This is a genomic window from Erwinia sp. S43 (genome assembly GCF_016624745.1).
Classification (GTDB): domain Bacteria; phylum Pseudomonadota; class Gammaproteobacteria; order Enterobacterales; family Enterobacteriaceae; genus Erwinia; species Erwinia coffeiphila.
In genome coordinates this window covers 25,394-41,182 of the sequence record NZ_JACVTX010000013.1, presented here as the reverse complement: position 1 = coordinate 41,182, position 15,789 = coordinate 25,394, and the positions used below count along the sequence as shown (strand labels likewise).

Below are 15,789 nucleotides of genomic sequence, written 5' to 3'. Positions count from 1 at the left end.
CTGTTCAACGTAAAGGAATAAACCTCCGCTGCTGCGGAGGTTTTCGGTTCTGCAGGTCATTGTTTTGCAACAATGACCAGAACGATTAGAAAGCAGTTGTATCTTTGAACAGACCTACTTTCAGGTCGGTAGCGGTGTAAATCACCTGGCCATCGACCAGCACTTCTCCATCAGCAACGCCCATCACCAGTTTACGGTTAATAACGCGTTTAAAATGAATACGGTACGAAACCTTTTTCGCCGTTGGCAGGACCTGGCCGGTGAATTTCACCTCGCCAACGCCCAGCGCACGGCCTTTACCTTCAGCGCCTAACCAGCCGAGGTAAAAACCGACCAGCTGCCACATTGCATCCAGACCCAGGCAGCCAGGCATAACCGGATCGCCAATAAAGTGGCAGCCGAAGAACCACAGGTCCGGATTTATATCCAGCTCGGCCTCAACAAAGCCTTTACCGTAGTTGCCGCCATCTTCTGTCATTTTGATTACGCGGTCCATCATCAACATATTGCCGGCTGGCAATGGCGGGCCTTCTGCACCAAAAAGTTCACCGCGACCAGAAGCAATCAGGTCTTCTTTTGTATAGGATTCGCGTTTATCTACCATATTCTCAATAAGCCTTATTTTAGTGAATCACGAATTTTAGCTAACACGTGTACGCTGAACAAGTCCGATCAGCGCTGGTTGAACCAGTTTAACCAACGCAGTGCCCACGGAAGCTGTCGTGCATCCTGTTGGTTAATCTGAGCAATGCGATCCTGAATAGAACGCAGCAGGCAAGGATCGTTCTCCTTGTCCCATTCAACACCCGTTAACAACGGCAGGGCTTCATCCACGCTGGATACGGCCCACAAATGGAATTTACCTTCCCGCACAGCATCTACAACTTCTTGTTGTAACGAGAGGTGACGTACGTTGGCCGCAGGAATAATAACGCCCTGATTGCCATTTAGCGTACGTTGATTACAGATATTGAAGAAGCCTTCAATTTTTTCATTTAATCCGCCCACGGGCTGAACGCGACCAAACTGATCGACGGAACCGGTAACGGCAATTTGCTGATTGATTGGCTGTAAAGCGAGTGCGCTGATTAATACGCAAAGCTCTGCCAGCGAGGCGCTGTCGCCATCAACTTCTGAGTATGACTGCTCAAATACCAGAGAAGCGGAGAAGGGCAGCTGTTGGTCCAGCTCCAGCTCGGCGATCAGCCAAGCCTGCATAATCATCATGCCTTTAGCATGGATATTTCCACCGAGTTCTGCTTTACGCTCTACATCGGTAAACTCGCCGTCACCTACATGCACCACGCAGCTGATACGCGAAGGCTCACCAAACGGACGTGGGTGCCCCGGGAAATCGATCACCGAAAGTGCGTTGATTTGGCCAATCATTTCACCTTCGGTTTCGATCAGAATTTGATCAAGCAGAATGTCGTCACGGACGCGCTCGGAAAGGAAACCTTCGCGCCATTCGCGGGTAGTGAGAGCGTCGCGTAAATTTTCACCGTTTACGCTCTCATCTTCACTGTAAAGTGAAGCATCCTGCAGCTGGCGTGCCAGCCAGGTTGGATCTAGCGGAAGTGTCTCCTGATCGCCGGTATAGCGGGCTGCTTCGCGGATGAGTACTGGCCAGAAATCAGCGGCCGGGGCCGGATAACCGAGGCTTTGTGCAACGTTGAGCACCCACTGCATCCAGTTAGTGAATTCTTCCTCATCAACCAGCTGGATGTTCTCTTCAAACTCGCTGTAAAGCGACAGCGAAGCCAGCTCGGGTTCCATATCCTGGAAATCAGCCAGTGCATCACGATCGCCGGTTAGAACCAGACGAAGCTGCATAGGCATTGACGGGACGTCAAGCGGCAGCGGGCGTGTTTCATCCTGCGAATACCAGTCAAAGCGCTGGTTGACCATAATTTGTTTCAGGCGTAGCCAGAGTAATGGCTGTGCCAGTAGTGTGCGCAGGGAGAGGATCAGCACACCGCCGTTGGCGCGGTGAACAAGCCCTGGAGACAGCGTGAGTATTGAGTTATAAACACGAACGCAGCCAAAAAGCTGCTCGGCTTCGATCCAGTCAGCCTGATGAACGCCGCCGGTGCTGGCAAAATTATCATCTGAACTTTCCGCAGGGCGCCAGATGACCTTCTGCGGTTCAACCAGGTAGTGCCCACCGTATAACAGGTTTGCATCATCCTCTTCATCTGATTCGACGAGGGAAGAGAGGACATCCTGTAGCAAAGCCAGATATTCGGCGCTTTCGGCGCTTTTGACCAGCATAAGCGGTACTTTAGCCGGGGTTTGCAGAAGCAGGCTGAGGCCGTTGAACAGGCGAGACTGCACGTTAGCAAAACACTCTGTCTCAGTGGTGGCAGCCTGTGAGATGAGATGCTGGAAGCGTTCTGTATCGGGCTGTAGGGCGCGCCACTCTAATCGGTTGTTGGTCAAAGTTATCGTATTTTTCTGAAATGAATAAAAGCGGCATTATACAATAATTCAGCCTGTTAAGCACAGCAGACATGCGGTTCTGTATTAACTGAATTGAGATTCACGGCCTGGTTCCGGTTTTCTTTGCAGCCAGATTAAAAAAAGCTGTTATTCTTAACTTGTTATAGGATCAGCATGAGATTCCGATGAAATATCAACAACTGGAAAATCTTGAAAGCGGATGGAAATGGAAATACCTCGTCAAAAAACACCGCGAAGGTGAAGCGATCACGCGCTATGTCGAGTTAAGCGCAGCGCAGGCGGTCGTGGATGAGTTGTTGGCGATGGAGAATACTCCCAATCTGGTTTTGACCTGGATTAACCAGCATATTAATCCGGCTCTTGAAAACCGTATGAAGCAGACGATTCGCGCGCGTCGTAAACGCCATTTTAATGCTGAACATCAGCATACGCGGAAGAAGTCTATCGATCTGGAATATCTGGTGTGGCAGCGTCTTGCTGGACTGGCGCAGCGCCGTAACAGTACGCTTTCGGAAACGGTGGTGCAGCTCATTGAGGATGCGGAACGTAAAGAGCAATATGCCAGTCAGATGTCCTCACTTAAGCAGGATCTTAAGGCTATTCTCGGAAAACCTGAATAACAGGACGGGAAGCAATTTCACTCTCAGATGCTGTAATGAAGGAAATAAAAAACCCCGCCGAAGCGGGGTTTTTTGCTCAAAGCGTCACTTAAGCCTGAGGCTGAGTTACAACGTCTTTGATGCCTTTAACTTCGATTTCTACGCGACGGTCTGGCGCCAGGCAGTCGATCAGAGCCTGACGGCCTTTCACGCTGTCACAGGTGTTGCCAGTAACTGGGTTAGATTTACCCTGGCCACGTGCAGAGATCTTGTTAGCTGGGATACCTTTAGATACCAGGTAGTCCACTACTGACTGAGCACGTTTCTCAGACAGTTTCTGGTTGTATTCTTCAGAACCGATGCGGTCTGTGAAGCCCAGTACCACAACAGAGCCATCTTTGGGGTCCAGATTGCTCAACTGGGTGTACAGCTGATCCAGAGCCTGCTGACCTTCTGGTTTCAGAGTGGCTTTGTTGAAGTTGAACAGCACGTCAGACTTCAGGGTGAAACGCTTGGTTTCAACAACTGGAGCTGGAGCTGGTGCTGGAGCTGGTGCTGGAGCAGCAGCTTCTTCCTGACCGAAACGGTAAGAAACACCTACGCTGAACATAGAGTTGTCAGGACGTGCGCCAACGGTACCTGCGTCACCAATGTTGTTAACCCACTGGTAGTCCAGACGGGTTGCCCAGTTTGGAGTCAGAGCATATTCAACACCCACTGCTGCCAGTGGAGAAACACCGGTGTCGTGATCGCTGATGCGATTGCCGCCAACTACCTGCTGAGTGGAGTCAGCACGCCATACCATACCACCCAGACGGGTGTACAGGTCCAGGTTGTCCAGAACCGGGTAGCTCAACTTAGCTGCCAGCTGAACGCCCTGCGCTTTGAATGCGCCATTGACCTGGTCGCCTTTGTTAGGCATACGGCCCAGCCAGTCATAACCCAGTTCGAAGCCCAGGTATGGATTCGCCTGATAACCAACGAATGCACCAGCACCAAGCTGGTTTTCATGAGTTGGGCCGTCGTTGTTTTGGTAACCGTTACCGTAGTAACCTTTGTCGTGGTACTGAGACCAGCCCAGTTTAGCACCGGTATACCAGGTGTCATCTTTAGGAGCGGCCTGCGCTACGGTAGCGAAGCCAGCCAGTGCCACTGCAATTGCGATAGCTGTCTTTTTCATTTTTGCGCCTCGTTATCATCCAAATAGGCAATGAGCTTAAATTAAGCTCTTTGGTTAAATCCTTTGCCGGGTTGTCATGCTCGTTTATGACTCTTCCAAAAAAAAGGAGGTTATTGAGCACCCTGGCGAGATAAAGTCTACAACGTACTAGCAAACTTACAAGTGTGATATGACGCTGGCCGGTAAAAAAATGGGGAATCTTACATATTTTTTAACATTCCGAAGGGAATTATGTGTATAAGAAATGGTCAGAGACGCAGCTAACCTATTGTACAGCCGCGTCATAACATTATCTGGGGCTTAAGGCGTGTACCACGAGAAAAAATCCTGAGAATTATCTCATTTTTACTTAATGATACAAACTTGAATGAATTTTTAACCCGCTAAGTGGTCTGCCTGACTGAGAATTTGCACGATCGGGACGCATGATTAACCCCAGAGCCTGGCCAGAATTTGCTGCTGCCAGCAGTCGTGCACGATCGCTCTCCGAAACATCCTCTTCGAACCATCCCAAAACGACGCTGTAATTACCTGTTTGCAAAGCTTTAATCATTGCTTCAACGGTAGTGATTGGCCCTGAATGTGCGGCTTGCATAACGCGATCTAAAGGAAGCCCTGAACGCTGCAACCACTCGCGGCTCAACTTTTGACGAGGAGTGAGCCACAGCTGCCAGCGAGACTGTTTGCCTAACTGCTGTAACAGAGGGAGCAGCAACAGCTGCGTCATACCTGGCTGGTTCTCGCTGTAAATTAATTCGCTAATCAGGCCAGCGGCATTAGCTGGAGCAGATGTCACGCGTGATGAAACGTGGAATGCACTATTAACTGATTGAGATTTCGGGAAATAGGTATGCATGATGTCTTCGCTCGCAATGTCACTGTATGAATATACAGTATATGTGTAATGGACAAAGATCAACCTTATTTTTTTGATTACGCCTCGCAAAATCGCAAGATAAGTTGAAACATTGTCATTTATTCATTGAACCTGTAATACGGATTGCCTATGTTTCAATATGTTGATTTTTCGGGATTTATGCGAATGTTCTTAAGCTGAGCAGGGAGTTGCTATGAGTAGTTCAAAACAGAGAATTGAGCAGACGAAACAGCGTTTGGCGGCGTTGGGGCCGGTGGAATCACGCACACAGTTTGGTGGCTATAGCCTGTCTGTGTCGAAGACCGTATTTGCAGTTGTTGCCGATGGAGAACTGTATCTGCGTGCCTGCGAACAGGCCCAGCCATATATAAGTGAAAGGAAAATGCAGCCCCTGCATTTTGTAAAGCGAGGTCTGCCGGTTGCCCTTAATTACTACCGTGTTGATGGTGTGCTGTGGTCCGATGCCGACCAGCTAGTGGCTATTTCTTCACTGTGTCTGAATGGTGCACGGCAGGAATTAAAAGACAAGCTAAGGAATCGGCGTATCAAAGATCTACCCAATATGGGGATTCGGATGGAGGCGTTGCTGCGGGAAGTCGGTATTTGTTCCATTGAAATGCTCATGGAACAGGGGGCAAAACGAAGCTGGCTTAAACTGCGGGCTATCAATAAACATCTTGGTCTTTCGGTGCTATTTGCTCTTGAGGGGGCGATAGTTGGCAGCCACTATGAGGCGCTGCCGACCGCAGTTAAAGAGGAATTGCGCGCCTGGTTTAAAAGCAATGCGCATCGAAAAGGGTGATTTTTTTCATTAAGCCTGGTTGCCGGTACGTTGAACAATCTGCTGTTTAAGCCTGGCAATTTCAGGTAACAATGCCACCAGCAGGCCCACCTGCTGTAAGACAAGCGGTTCTTTGGTGGCATTATCCGCCTCAGTTTTCTGAATCCGTTGTGCCAGGTTTGCCATCATGCGCTGCGCTTTAGCTTCATCCACCACTTCAATATGCAGGATGTCGTCAACATAGCAGACGGCATCATCCATTAGCTGAAGCAGATTGGTGTTTTCCAGTTTCTCACGGTGTGCCCCCAGCGCTGAAATGTAGCTCAGGAACGAGTGGTTCAAACACAGTAATCGGAAAGCGGCTTCACGAAGGGCGCTATCCGCTTTACTTTCAACTGATATATTCGATATCACGGCAGCGAGCTCTGCATCACCGTTGTGCGCATCCCGTCGTGCGATACGGTAATCAAGGCGATTGTCTTTTCCCTGGTGATACTGCACCAGTACTGCATCCAGGTAGCGGCAGTTAGCATTGAGCGTTCGCTCCGCCACGGCCGGAAGTCTGAGGAAACGCCAGTCCGGCCAGATAAATGCGACGGCCAGCCAGGCAATGCCGCAGCCCAGCAGCGTATCAATAATGCGTGGTAGCGCGACTTCAAACCCTTCTCCCAGCAGATTGAAGCACAGCAGCACCAACAGCGTGATAAACATGGTGGCGTGGGCGTACTGAATGTTACGGAAGAAGAAGAACATCACGCCGGTAACGACGATCAGCATCAACTGCCCCTCAATAGACGGCACCAGCCAAAGTAGAGGCAATCCGAGTGCAATCCCTGCCAGTGTACCGACGATTCGCAGCGCCAGTCGCCTGCGTGTGGCACTGTAATTGGGCTGGCAAACAAACAGGCTGGTTAGCAGTATCCAGTAGCCGTGCTGCAGGCCGGTGAATTGAATAAAAGCGTAACCGACACACAGGAGAAGCGAGAGTCGGACAGCATGGCGGAACAGCGGCGATTCCGCACTCATATGGCGGCTGAGACGCAGGCGTATATCGCTCCAGCCGGTTAGCCCCTCGCGGGAAAGCGACTGATCGTGGTAATAACCGCCTTCCGCCAGTGCCTGTTCTGATTCTATCGTCGCCAGCTGGGCATCAATCGCTTTCAGATTGTTTAGCAGGAAGTGCATCGCTTTCACTTCCCGGCTCTCCGGCTGTTGCTCAGTCAGTCTCTGGAGCGCTGCGTTAAGATTGGCAAACACGCGTTCAAAGCGCGAATCATGCTGATAGGTTTCGCGCAGCAGGATGGTACGTGAAAGCTGTCGACATGCCACGGCCTGCAGCGTTAACAGGCGCTGAAAGCGGAAAAGAATATCACTGGCACCCCATGCTTTACGCAGAGAATGGTACTGCACATGCGAGGAACTGGCGCGCTCATGGATATCCTGAGCGACAAAATAGTAATGAAGCGTCCGCCTGGTTCCGCGTTGGCCGCGATCTCCTCGTAGCCGCGACTGTATAGATGCTTTTGCCTGATTCAGCAGAGTGACCAGTTGACTGTTTGCCATAGCGACATCCACCATCGCCTGCCGGTCATCTTCTTCAAGGTCAGGATCGAACAGGCTGGCTTTGGCTTCCAGATACTGCGCCAACTGCGCATAGCAGCGTGACAGATTTTCCTGCAGCGGGCGGATAGGAAACAGCAGGTGCCCGAAAAGCGTCAGCAGGTTATACCAAATGGCGCCGGTCAGTAGCAGGATAGGCTGCAAGTACCATTGGGGAAACAGACTAATTCCCAGCATGGTGTAGATGGCAATCAGTAATGCGCCGAAGGCAATCGTTGCGTAACGCGGCCCCAACGCGCCGAGCAGAATAAAGCCCCAGCTAGAGATCGCCAACCCGATAACAAACAGCCACGGATGTGGAAAGAGCAGCTCAACAGATACGGAAGCAATACAGAAACAGATCAGCGTAATAAGCAGGTTACGCAGGCGGCCGCTGAGGCGATCGTCGAGATCGGTCAGCGCGGCGGCAACGACGCCCAGCGTTAGCGGTATTGTCCAGGTGATCTGATGCAGCCACCAGGGGACGGCCGTAGTGCCAATCAGGGCCAGCGTAATGCGAATATTGTACAGCCAGCTGCTGTTAAACGCATGCCGGCGAAGGTTATCGATCAGCGAGGTTTGCATGGTACGGCTCACGAAAAACGACGGCGCGCATTGGCTTCACGTGCAGCGCGTGCGACTTCAACGGGCACGACGCGGCGGCCCACCGGCCAGAGTGCGATAACGGCTATTTTCAGGTTAGCGAAGCCCACCGGAATACCAATGATCGTCAGACATTGGGCAATACCTGCTGTGATGTGCATCAGGCACAGCCACCAGCCGAAAAAAATCACCCACAGAATATTAAGCAGCGTACCGCCTGAGTTCATTAGTGCACTTCTTCCATCAGGGTTTATCTCATCCACATGTATCGCTTCATTACCGAAGGGCAGCAGTGAAAGTTTAGTGATTTCCCAGCATGAACGGGTCAGCGGCAGGGTAAAAATCAACACGATACTGACTAATGTGGCCAACAACCATGACAGGGTGGTCAGACAGCCGCCCAGAATGAAATTGAGGATATTAAGTATAGCGCGCATCGGTGGTGTCCCCTTAGGCGTTGAGAGAAGTCTCAGTGACAATTCATTGATTGTAACGCGTTTTAACGCTGGAGAGGTAAACTGTCGCCAGCTAAACTATGTGCAGATGAAATTAACTGCAGCAGGGTCGCAGGAATGGAACTGAAAGCAACATCGCTGGGTAAACATCTGGCACAACATCCTTACAATCGAGTGCGGCTGTTGAATGCTGGCGTTGAGGTCAGCGGTGAAAAACACGAGTATCTGATCCCCTTTAATCAGCTGTTATCCATAGCCTGCAAGCGTGGTCTGGTTTGGGGCGAGCTGGAATTTTCATTGCCTGACGATAAAGTCGTTCGTTTGCACGGTACGGAATGGAATGAAACGCAGCGTTTCTACCACTACCTCAGCCTGGCCTGGCAGCAGTGGAGCCAGGAGATGAGTGAAGTGGCGGCCGGAGTATTAAACCAGCAGGCCGAAGCCATTCGTCTTGCCGAGCAGCAGGATCGTTGGCTGAAACGCAGCGATATTAGCAGCTGGCAGCAGGCGATCCGTAAATCCTTCGACGCCGTGCCGCTTCCTGTATCCCGCCTTGACGAATTTGATAACTGCCGCGAATCCTGGCGGTATTGTCAGCAGTGGCTGAATGACAGTGACAGCCAGCGCGTGAAGCGTAACGCGCGCTGGACGGAGCGTATGCTGGAACAGCATGCCGATTACTTCGAGCAGGTGGAGAGTTCGCCGCTGAATCCCTCGCAGGCGCGAGCGGTGGTCAATGGCGAAGATTCGGTGCTGGTACTGGCCGGAGCGGGCAGCGGTAAAACCTCGGTGCTGGTTGCGCGGGCGGGGTGGCTGTTGCTGCGCAAACAGGCGACGGCGGAGCAGGTGCTGTTGCTCGCTTTTGGTCGTAAAGCGGCAGAAGAGATGAATGAGCGTCTGCGTTCACGCCTGCACAGCGAAGACTTCTCGGCACGTACCTTCCACTCTCTGGCGCTGCATATTATTCGTCAGGGCAGCAATAAATCCCCCGTGATCAGCAAACTGGAAAGCGATACAGCGGCGCGCCATGATTTGCTGATTAGCGTCTGGCGGCAGCAGTGCAGTGAGAAAAAAGCCCACGCCAACGGCTGGCGTCAGTGGCTGAGTGACGAGCTGGAATGGGAGATAGAGGAAGGAGACTTCTGGCAAAGTAACAGCCTGGCAAAGCGACTGGCGGCGCGCCTTGAACGCTGGCTGGGACTGATGCGTATGCACGGCGGTGCCCAGGCGGCAATGATCGACGGTGCGCCGGAAGAAATCCGCGAACTGTTTAGCAAAAGAGTTAAGCTGATGGCTCCGCTGCTTAAAGCCTGGAAAACTGCACTGAAGGAAGAGGGAGCCGTCGATTTTTCTGGCCTGATCCATCAGGCGGTTAATATTCTGGATAAAGGCCGCTTTATTAGTCCGTGGAAACACATTCTGGTTGATGAGTTTCAGGATATCTCGCCGCAGCGTGCAGAACTGCTGGCTGCACTGCGTCGGCAAAACCGGCAAACCGCACTGTTCGCCGTCGGCGATGACTGGCAGGCGATATATCGGTTCAGCGGTGCTGAAATGACCCTGACCACGGCGTTCCATCACTATTTTGGTGAGGGCGACCGCTGCATACTTGATACCACCTACCGCTTCAATCAACGCATTGGAGAAGTTGCCAACGCCTTTGTACAGCGTAATCCGCACCAGTTGAAGAAAACGCTGAACAGCCTGGCCAAAGGGACCAAAAAATCTATTCAGCTATTGCCGGAAGATCAGCTGGAAGCACTGCTGAATAAAATGAGTGGCTACGTTCAGCCGAACGAGCGGATTATGGTGCTGGCTCGCTATCATCACCTTCGCCCTGAGGTATTGGATAAAGCGGCAACTCGCTGGCCAAAACTCAAACTGGAGTTTATGACTATCCATGCCAGTAAAGGACAGCAGGCGGAGTACGTTATCTTATTGGGACTGTCTCAGGGGGATGAGGGTTTCCCTGCACCGGCGAGGGAATCGGTGATGGAAGCGGCGCTACTGCCGAAGGTGGAAGAGTTTCCCGATGCCGAGGAGCGTCGACTGGCGTATGTCGCCATCACCCGTGCAATCCATCAGGTCTGGCTGCTTTACGATCGCGTTGAACCTTCGGATTTTGTTGCCGAACTGGGCCGCCAGGGCGTTCCGCAGGTGCGAAAACCCTGACGGCAGAAGCGGTTACTTCAGGCGCTGCTGCAGGTAGCGCTCGTAATCCGGGATCTGGATTTCAACCTGCTGATCGAATAACGGCGAGTGGATAATGAAATCAGCGGTTGCGCGGTTGGTGGCCACCGGGATATTCCACACGGTAGCCAGACGCAGCAGGGCTTTCACATCCGGGTCGTGCGGTACGGCGTTCAGCGGGTCCCAGAAGAAAATCAACAGATCGATTTTCCCTTCCGAGATCAACGCACCCACCTGCTGATCGCCGCCCATCGGGCCACTTAGCATGGCGGTAACCGGCAGGCCGGTGGCTCGCTGTACCAGATTACCGGTTGTGCCGGTGGCATACAGCGTATGGGGCTGCAGCTTATCTCTGTGAATATTTACCCATTCCATCAGGGAGTTTTTACAGTGGTCATGAGCGACCAGCGCAATATGTTTTTGCGGCTGTATCTTACGAGTGGTCTGGTCCATTCAGATATCCTGGCTATGTAGGGTAACGGCAGAAACGTCAAATAAACAGAAAGTTGAGTGTAACGTTGCGGTTAAACGGATATCAACTGGTATGTAAGGCTTTCATCAGGGTAATAAAACGCTGGCGAGTGGCAGCATCAACCTGCTGATACCAGAGATGCAGCATCCTTTCCGCTGGCGAACGGCGATCGAGAGCCAGATCCTGCTCCTGTGCAGCGCTAAGGGCAGTATGTTTACCCGGCTGCGCAAAACGCGGAACCGAGGCGTTTTCTCCGTTCAGGTTATAGTGAATCATCGCCTGTTCAAAATCACCGCTGGTAGTGACGGTCAAAAAATCGCGCTTATTTGCGATCTCGCCGCCTTTTTCATCGACTAAAGTAAACTGCGGTTTCCTGTCGAACATTCTGGCTTCGCGTACGGAAGCTAAAGGGGGAAGCTGAATCAGCACCGAACGACTGCGGGCGGTAAACGTCACAATTTGCGGAGCTGAAACCCAGGTCACGGGAGTATGGGCTGGGATATGAAACGATTTCTCTACGCGAAAAAGCAGCTGATGTTCGCCGCGCTCCAGCTCTAATCCGTCAGCGCCTTTTAGCAGCGAACCGGAAATTTTATGCCCGTCCAGAACCAAAAGGTCGATATCGGCAGAAAGCTTTAGCGTGGTTGCCTGCACAGAAGAGGCAATCAGCATTATGACCAGCCCGATTATGACCTTAAACAGCTTCATTCTTACTCCAGACGAGCAAAAGGTGAGAAAACGTCGAATGTATCAAAGTCTTTCAGTATGGCATCATATTAACATTTAAACACACTTAATCGTGCTATTGATCGTGAATTACTGAAGTGGTGATACTGAGCCAGGCGAATCAGTCATAATGAGAAAATACAGGCCGTTAACCCGAACCGGAGAGAAAAATGGATGACAAAAAGATTATCAATGTTCTGACCAGTAGCAAAACTATCGCCCTGGTAGGGGCCACAGATAACGAGCAGCGCCCGGCCTTCCACGTTATGGAATATCTTCTTTCTCAGGGTTATGCCGTTATACCGGTCAACCCTAAACTGGCCGGTCAGAAACTGTTGGGGCAGGCGGTTTATGCCGAACTGAAAGACATTCCTCAGCCTGTCGACATGGTGGATGTTTTCCGCAATGCGGAGGCGGCGTGGGGCATTGCCCAGGAGGCGATTGCCATCGGTGCGAAAACGCTGTGGCTGCAGATTGGGGTGATCAACGAACAGGCTGCGGTGCTGGCGGCGGATGCCGGGCTAACCGTTGTAATGGATCGCTGCCCGAAAATAGAAATCCCGCGCCTTGGCCTGGCGAAAAGCGCATAAAAAACCCTGCTTTAGCAGGGTTTAAATTAATTTCTCAGGCTTGGAGACTGCAGCTGCTGGCGAATGGACAGCGCCAGCTCATCCAGCGACTGTTGATCAGGATGTTCTCCCGGCTGCTCCCAGGCAATCTGCGCTTCGGCCAGGTAGGTGTGTACCGTCTGGCCTTCTTCATCTTCCATCACCACATGATACCAGGGCGCTGCACGCATTGCTTCGCTGCCGCTGATATCTTCACTGACCGACTCTTTCAGTGAATACTGAGGATCGACATCGACTATCACGCCCAAAAAACCCAGCAGCTGATGACGAACCTGCTGACCAATACCGTATTTGCTGGCAATCATGGGTGACCTCCTGAAACGTTGCCCTTACCACACTGTATGGAGGCGAAGGCAACACTTTTCAAGTCACAGCACGCGGCAGGCGAAACCTTTCAGATAAAGTCCTTCCGGATAGCTGGAAATAACCGGATGATCGGCAGCCTGACGGAACTGCTCAATAATCTGTACGTCGCGCTTAGCATCGACGGCGGCATCTGCAATAAGCTTCTGGAACAGTTCGGTAGGCATCAGTCCGGAGCAGGAGAAGGTCATCAGCATACCGCCCGGGTTCAGCAGTTGCATCGCCAGCATATTAATGTCTTTATAGCCACGGCACGCACCCATCAGCTGATTTTTATTCTCAACAAACTTAGGTGGGTCCATCACAATCAGATCGAATTTTTCGCCTTCATCACGATAGCGGCGCAGCAGTTTGAAAACGTCATCGCGCAGGAACTGGGCCTTGCTCAGATCCAGACCGTTTAACTCAACGTTCTGCTTTGCCACATCCAGCGCCGCCTGCGAAGTATCAACGCTGATCACTTCGCGACAGTTGCCCATCAGGGCGGAAACTGCGAAACCACCGGTGTAAGAGAAGCAGTTCAGCACGCGGCGATCTTCTGCATAGCGGCGGGTTGCCAGACGGCTGTCGCGCTGATCGAGGTAATAGCCGGTTTTGTGACCGGTCTGAATGTCCACCAGCAGCTTCATTCCGTGTTCGGTAATCGGCAGCAGTTCCGGTGGCGTTTCGCCCAGAACAACACCCTGGGTCAGCTCCAGACCTTCTTTTTTACGGACGCTAACGTCAGAACGATCGTAAATTGCGCAGCCCGGATAGCAGGTTTGCAGCGCGGTGATCAGCGCGGCACGCTGGTATTCCGCTCCGGCAGACAGGAGCTGCAGCACAAGGAAGTTACCGAATCGATCGATAGTGATCCCCGGCAGCCCGTCGGATTCACCGGCAATCAGGCGGTAGCTGTCAAGATTGTCACGGTGAGCCAGCCAGTCGCGCAGCTGCTGCGCGGCCTGCAAACGGCGGACAAAAAAGTCGATATCAATCGATTCGTCCTGCTCCCAGCTCCAGACGCGTGCGCGAATTTGCGACTGTGGAGACCAGGCGGCACGCGCCAGCCATTTTCCCTGGCTATCGCAGACATCAATAGTTTCACCCGACTGGGCTTTACCTTCCATGCGGGCAATCGCCCCGGAGAACACCCATGGATGGCGACGGAGTAAGGACTTTTCACGCCCTTTGGCAAGAATCAAACGAACAGTCATAGTTAGTTATGCTTATACTCAGAGAATCAGGCGATATTGTCCGGTGCTGACTGGGAAAAAGCAATCAGTGGCGGAGATAAGGAGAGAAAATGGCGAGTGTCGGTCTGCGTGCATGGGTTTACGGCAGAGTGCAGGGCGTCGGGTTCCGCTACAGTACCCAGCGCGAAGCAAAAGCACTGGGGCTTACGGGCCATGCGATAAACCTTGATGACGGCAGCGTAGAAGTTTTGATGTGCGGTGAGCAGCAGCAGGTTGATGCGCTGCTCGGCTGGCTACAAGCAGGAGGGCCGCGAAGCGCCAGGGTTGAACGCGTACTGACGGAGCCCTGCCAGCCTGCTGCCGGGTTAAAAGGGTTTACTACCGGCTAGCGTTACAGACACTTCGCGGGCTTTGGTAAACCGGCAATTTTAGTGGCCTGTTTAGCGGGGCCTTTCGGGAACAGTCGGAAAAGATAACGGCTGTTGCCTTTCTCTTCGCCATACTTCTGTGCCATGGCTTTCACCAGCATGCGCACGGCCGGTGAGGTATTAAACTCCAGATAAAATTCGCGCACGAACCGAACGACTTCCCAGTGTGCGTCGCTCAGTTCAATGTCTTCTTCTTCCGCCAGCATCGGTGCCAGCGCTTCGCTCCAGTCTGCGGTGGATTTCAGATAGCCCTGCGCGTCGCGCTCAATCTCTCTGCCTTCAAATTGCACTCTATTACCTCTACAGCCTGATTCACTCTGCGGCGGAGTTTAACAAACTTTTACTTCAGCCAAAAATAAAGCCCCGCATAAGCGAGGCTTTGTTTGCATCAGGTCAGAATTAGTTGCTGCGGGACATGCCCAGCAGGCTCAACAGACTAACGAAGATGTTGTAGATCGAAACGTACAGGCTGACGGTGGCGCGAATATAGTTGGTCTCGCCGCCGTTAATGATGTTGCTGGTTTCCCACAGGATGGCACCGGTAGAGAACAACACAAACAGCACGCTGATCGCCATATGCAGCGCCGGGATGTTCAGGAAGATGTTAGCCACAACCGCAATCAGCAGCACGACAAAACCTGCCATTAGCATGCCGGACAGGAAAGACATATCCTTACGGGTGGTCAACACGTAGGCTGAACAGCAGAAGAACACCAGCGCAGTACCGCCCAACGCCAGTCCAATCACATCCCCCATACCAGCGGAAAGGAACGAGTTAAGGATGGGGCCCAGGCAGTAACCAAGGAAGCCGGTAAAGGCAAACGTGGACAAAATACCCGCCGGGCTGTTAGCCAGACGATAGGTCAGGAACATCAGGCCATAGAAACCCACCAGCATCAGGATCAGGCCCGGTGAAGGCAGAGCAAACACGGTGCTCAGCGTGGCGGTGACGGCGGAAAACGCCAGCGTCAGGCCCAGCAGGAAATAGGTATTACGTAAAACTTTGTGCGTGCTCAACAGCGAGCTTTCGCGTGAGGAATAAACTATGCGATCCATAAAGCACCTCTCAGGGTCACTAAAATACCAGAGAGAATAAAGAGGGAAGGGCGAAGGGGAAAGATGTTTTACCCTTCTTTACTCGCTAAAGCGCTGATAACTTAAGCAGATTGGCGAATATCACAGCGAGCGCGTCGTTTTCGCTGATTTTTCAGGCAAACGAAACAAAACCTGCTTTACAAGCCCGGCCGGGATG

General features: G+C 52.2%; 17 protein-coding genes. 5 read left to right on the top strand and 12 right to left on the bottom strand.

Annotated elements, in window-relative coordinates; all coding sequences use genetic code 11:
• Positions 1-85: 85 nt before the first annotated feature.
• Entirely contained in the window at positions 86-604 is a 519-nt protein-coding gene (gene fabA, locus IBT47_RS16020; RefSeq protein ID WP_105593409.1) for a bifunctional 3-hydroxydecanoyl-ACP dehydratase/trans-2-decenoyl-ACP isomerase, read from the bottom strand.
• 68 nt (positions 605-672) lie between these two features.
• Positions 673-2,439, bottom strand: a complete 1,767-nt coding sequence (locus IBT47_RS16015; protein WP_200561400.1) for a Lon protease family protein — start codon at positions 2,437-2,439, stop codon at positions 673-675.
• A gap of 185 nt (positions 2,440-2,624) precedes the next feature.
• On the opposite strand from IBT47_RS16015, the gene matP reads away from it, so the two are divergent.
• The gene (matP, locus tag IBT47_RS16010; RefSeq protein ID WP_105593407.1) at positions 2,625-3,080 is read left to right on the top strand and encodes a macrodomain Ter protein MatP; all 456 of its coding nucleotides are present in this window, start codon (positions 2,625-2,627) and stop codon (positions 3,078-3,080) included.
• A gap of 88 nt (positions 3,081-3,168) precedes the next feature.
• Here matP and ompA read toward each other — a convergent pair whose 3' ends face one another.
• The gene (ompA, locus tag IBT47_RS16005; RefSeq protein WP_200561398.1) at positions 3,169-4,239 is read right to left on the bottom strand and encodes a porin OmpA; all 1,071 of its coding nucleotides are present in this window, start codon (positions 4,237-4,239) and stop codon (positions 3,169-3,171) included.
• 349 nt (positions 4,240-4,588) lie between these two features.
• Positions 4,589-5,095: an SOS-induced cell division inhibitor SulA gene (gene sulA / locus IBT47_RS16000; RefSeq protein ID WP_200561396.1), complete on the bottom strand. Its 507-nt coding sequence runs from the start codon at positions 5,093-5,095 to the stop codon at positions 4,589-4,591.
• A gap of 214 nt (positions 5,096-5,309) precedes the next feature.
• Between sulA and IBT47_RS15995 the strand changes: the two genes are divergently transcribed.
• Positions 5,310-5,918, top strand: a complete 609-nt coding sequence (locus IBT47_RS15995) for a TfoX/Sxy family DNA transformation protein (protein ID WP_200561394.1) — start codon at positions 5,310-5,312, stop codon at positions 5,916-5,918.
• A 9-nt stretch (positions 5,919-5,927) separates the two neighbouring features.
• On the opposite strand, the gene yccS is transcribed toward IBT47_RS15995, so the two are convergent.
• Positions 5,928-8,081 carry a YccS family putative transporter gene (gene yccS / locus IBT47_RS15990; protein ID WP_200561392.1) on the bottom strand — a complete coding sequence of 718 codons (2,154 nt, stop codon included), beginning with the start codon at positions 8,079-8,081 and terminating at the stop codon, positions 5,928-5,930.
• A gap of 8 nt (positions 8,082-8,089) precedes the next feature.
• The gene (locus IBT47_RS15985; protein ID WP_200561390.1) at positions 8,090-8,536 is read right to left on the bottom strand and encodes a YccF domain-containing protein; all 447 of its coding nucleotides are present in this window, start codon (positions 8,534-8,536) and stop codon (positions 8,090-8,092) included.
• A 135-nt stretch (positions 8,537-8,671) separates the two neighbouring features.
• Here IBT47_RS15985 and helD point away from each other — a divergent pair, with 135 nt between their 5' ends.
• Positions 8,672-10,726 carry a DNA helicase IV gene (gene helD / locus IBT47_RS15980; RefSeq protein ID WP_200561388.1) on the top strand — a complete coding sequence of 685 codons (2,055 nt, stop codon included), beginning with the start codon at positions 8,672-8,674 and terminating at the stop codon, positions 10,724-10,726.
• A gap of 12 nt (positions 10,727-10,738) precedes the next feature.
• Here helD and IBT47_RS15975 read toward each other — a convergent pair whose 3' ends face one another.
• Both IBT47_RS15975 and IBT47_RS15970 read right to left on the bottom strand, forming a co-directional pair.
• Positions 10,739-11,197: a methylglyoxal synthase gene (locus IBT47_RS15975; RefSeq protein WP_200561386.1), complete on the bottom strand. Its 459-nt coding sequence runs from the start codon at positions 11,195-11,197 to the stop codon at positions 10,739-10,741.
• Positions 11,198-11,279: 82 nt separating this feature from the next.
• Positions 11,280-11,924, bottom strand: a complete 645-nt coding sequence (locus tag IBT47_RS15970; protein WP_200561384.1) for a DUF2057 family protein — start codon at positions 11,922-11,924, stop codon at positions 11,280-11,282.
• A gap of 188 nt (positions 11,925-12,112) precedes the next feature.
• Between IBT47_RS15970 and IBT47_RS15965 the strand changes: the two genes are divergently transcribed.
• On the top strand, positions 12,113-12,532 hold the full coding sequence (locus tag IBT47_RS15965) for a CoA-binding protein (protein ID WP_200561382.1): 420 nt from the start codon (positions 12,113-12,115) through the stop codon (positions 12,530-12,532).
• A 26-nt stretch (positions 12,533-12,558) separates the two neighbouring features.
• On the opposite strand, the gene hspQ is transcribed toward IBT47_RS15965, so the two are convergent.
• Entirely contained in the window at positions 12,559-12,876 is a 318-nt protein-coding gene (gene hspQ / locus IBT47_RS15960; RefSeq protein WP_105593397.1) for a heat shock protein HspQ, read from the bottom strand.
• A 63-nt stretch (positions 12,877-12,939) separates the two neighbouring features.
• Positions 12,940-14,130, bottom strand: a complete 1,191-nt coding sequence (gene rlmI / locus IBT47_RS15955) for a 23S rRNA (cytosine(1962)-C(5))-methyltransferase RlmI (RefSeq protein ID WP_105593396.1) — start codon at positions 14,128-14,130, stop codon at positions 12,940-12,942.
• Between the two features lie 89 nt (positions 14,131-14,219).
• Here rlmI and yccX point away from each other — a divergent pair, with 89 nt between their 5' ends.
• Complete coding sequence (gene yccX, locus IBT47_RS15950; RefSeq protein WP_105593395.1) at positions 14,220-14,498, top strand: acylphosphatase; 279 nt, start codon at positions 14,220-14,222, stop codon at positions 14,496-14,498.
• A gap of 2 nt (positions 14,499-14,500) precedes the next feature.
• Here the strand turns inward: yccX and tusE are convergent, their stop codons facing one another.
• Together tusE and yccA are read right to left on the bottom strand one after the other, a co-directional pair.
• The gene (gene tusE, locus IBT47_RS15945) at positions 14,501-14,827 is read right to left on the bottom strand and encodes a sulfurtransferase TusE (protein WP_200561380.1); all 327 of its coding nucleotides are present in this window, start codon (positions 14,825-14,827) and stop codon (positions 14,501-14,503) included.
• Between the two features lie 109 nt (positions 14,828-14,936).
• Entirely contained in the window at positions 14,937-15,593 is a 657-nt protein-coding gene (gene yccA, locus IBT47_RS15940; protein ID WP_200561378.1) for an FtsH protease modulator YccA, read from the bottom strand.
• Between the last annotated feature and the right edge of the window lie 196 nt (positions 15,594-15,789).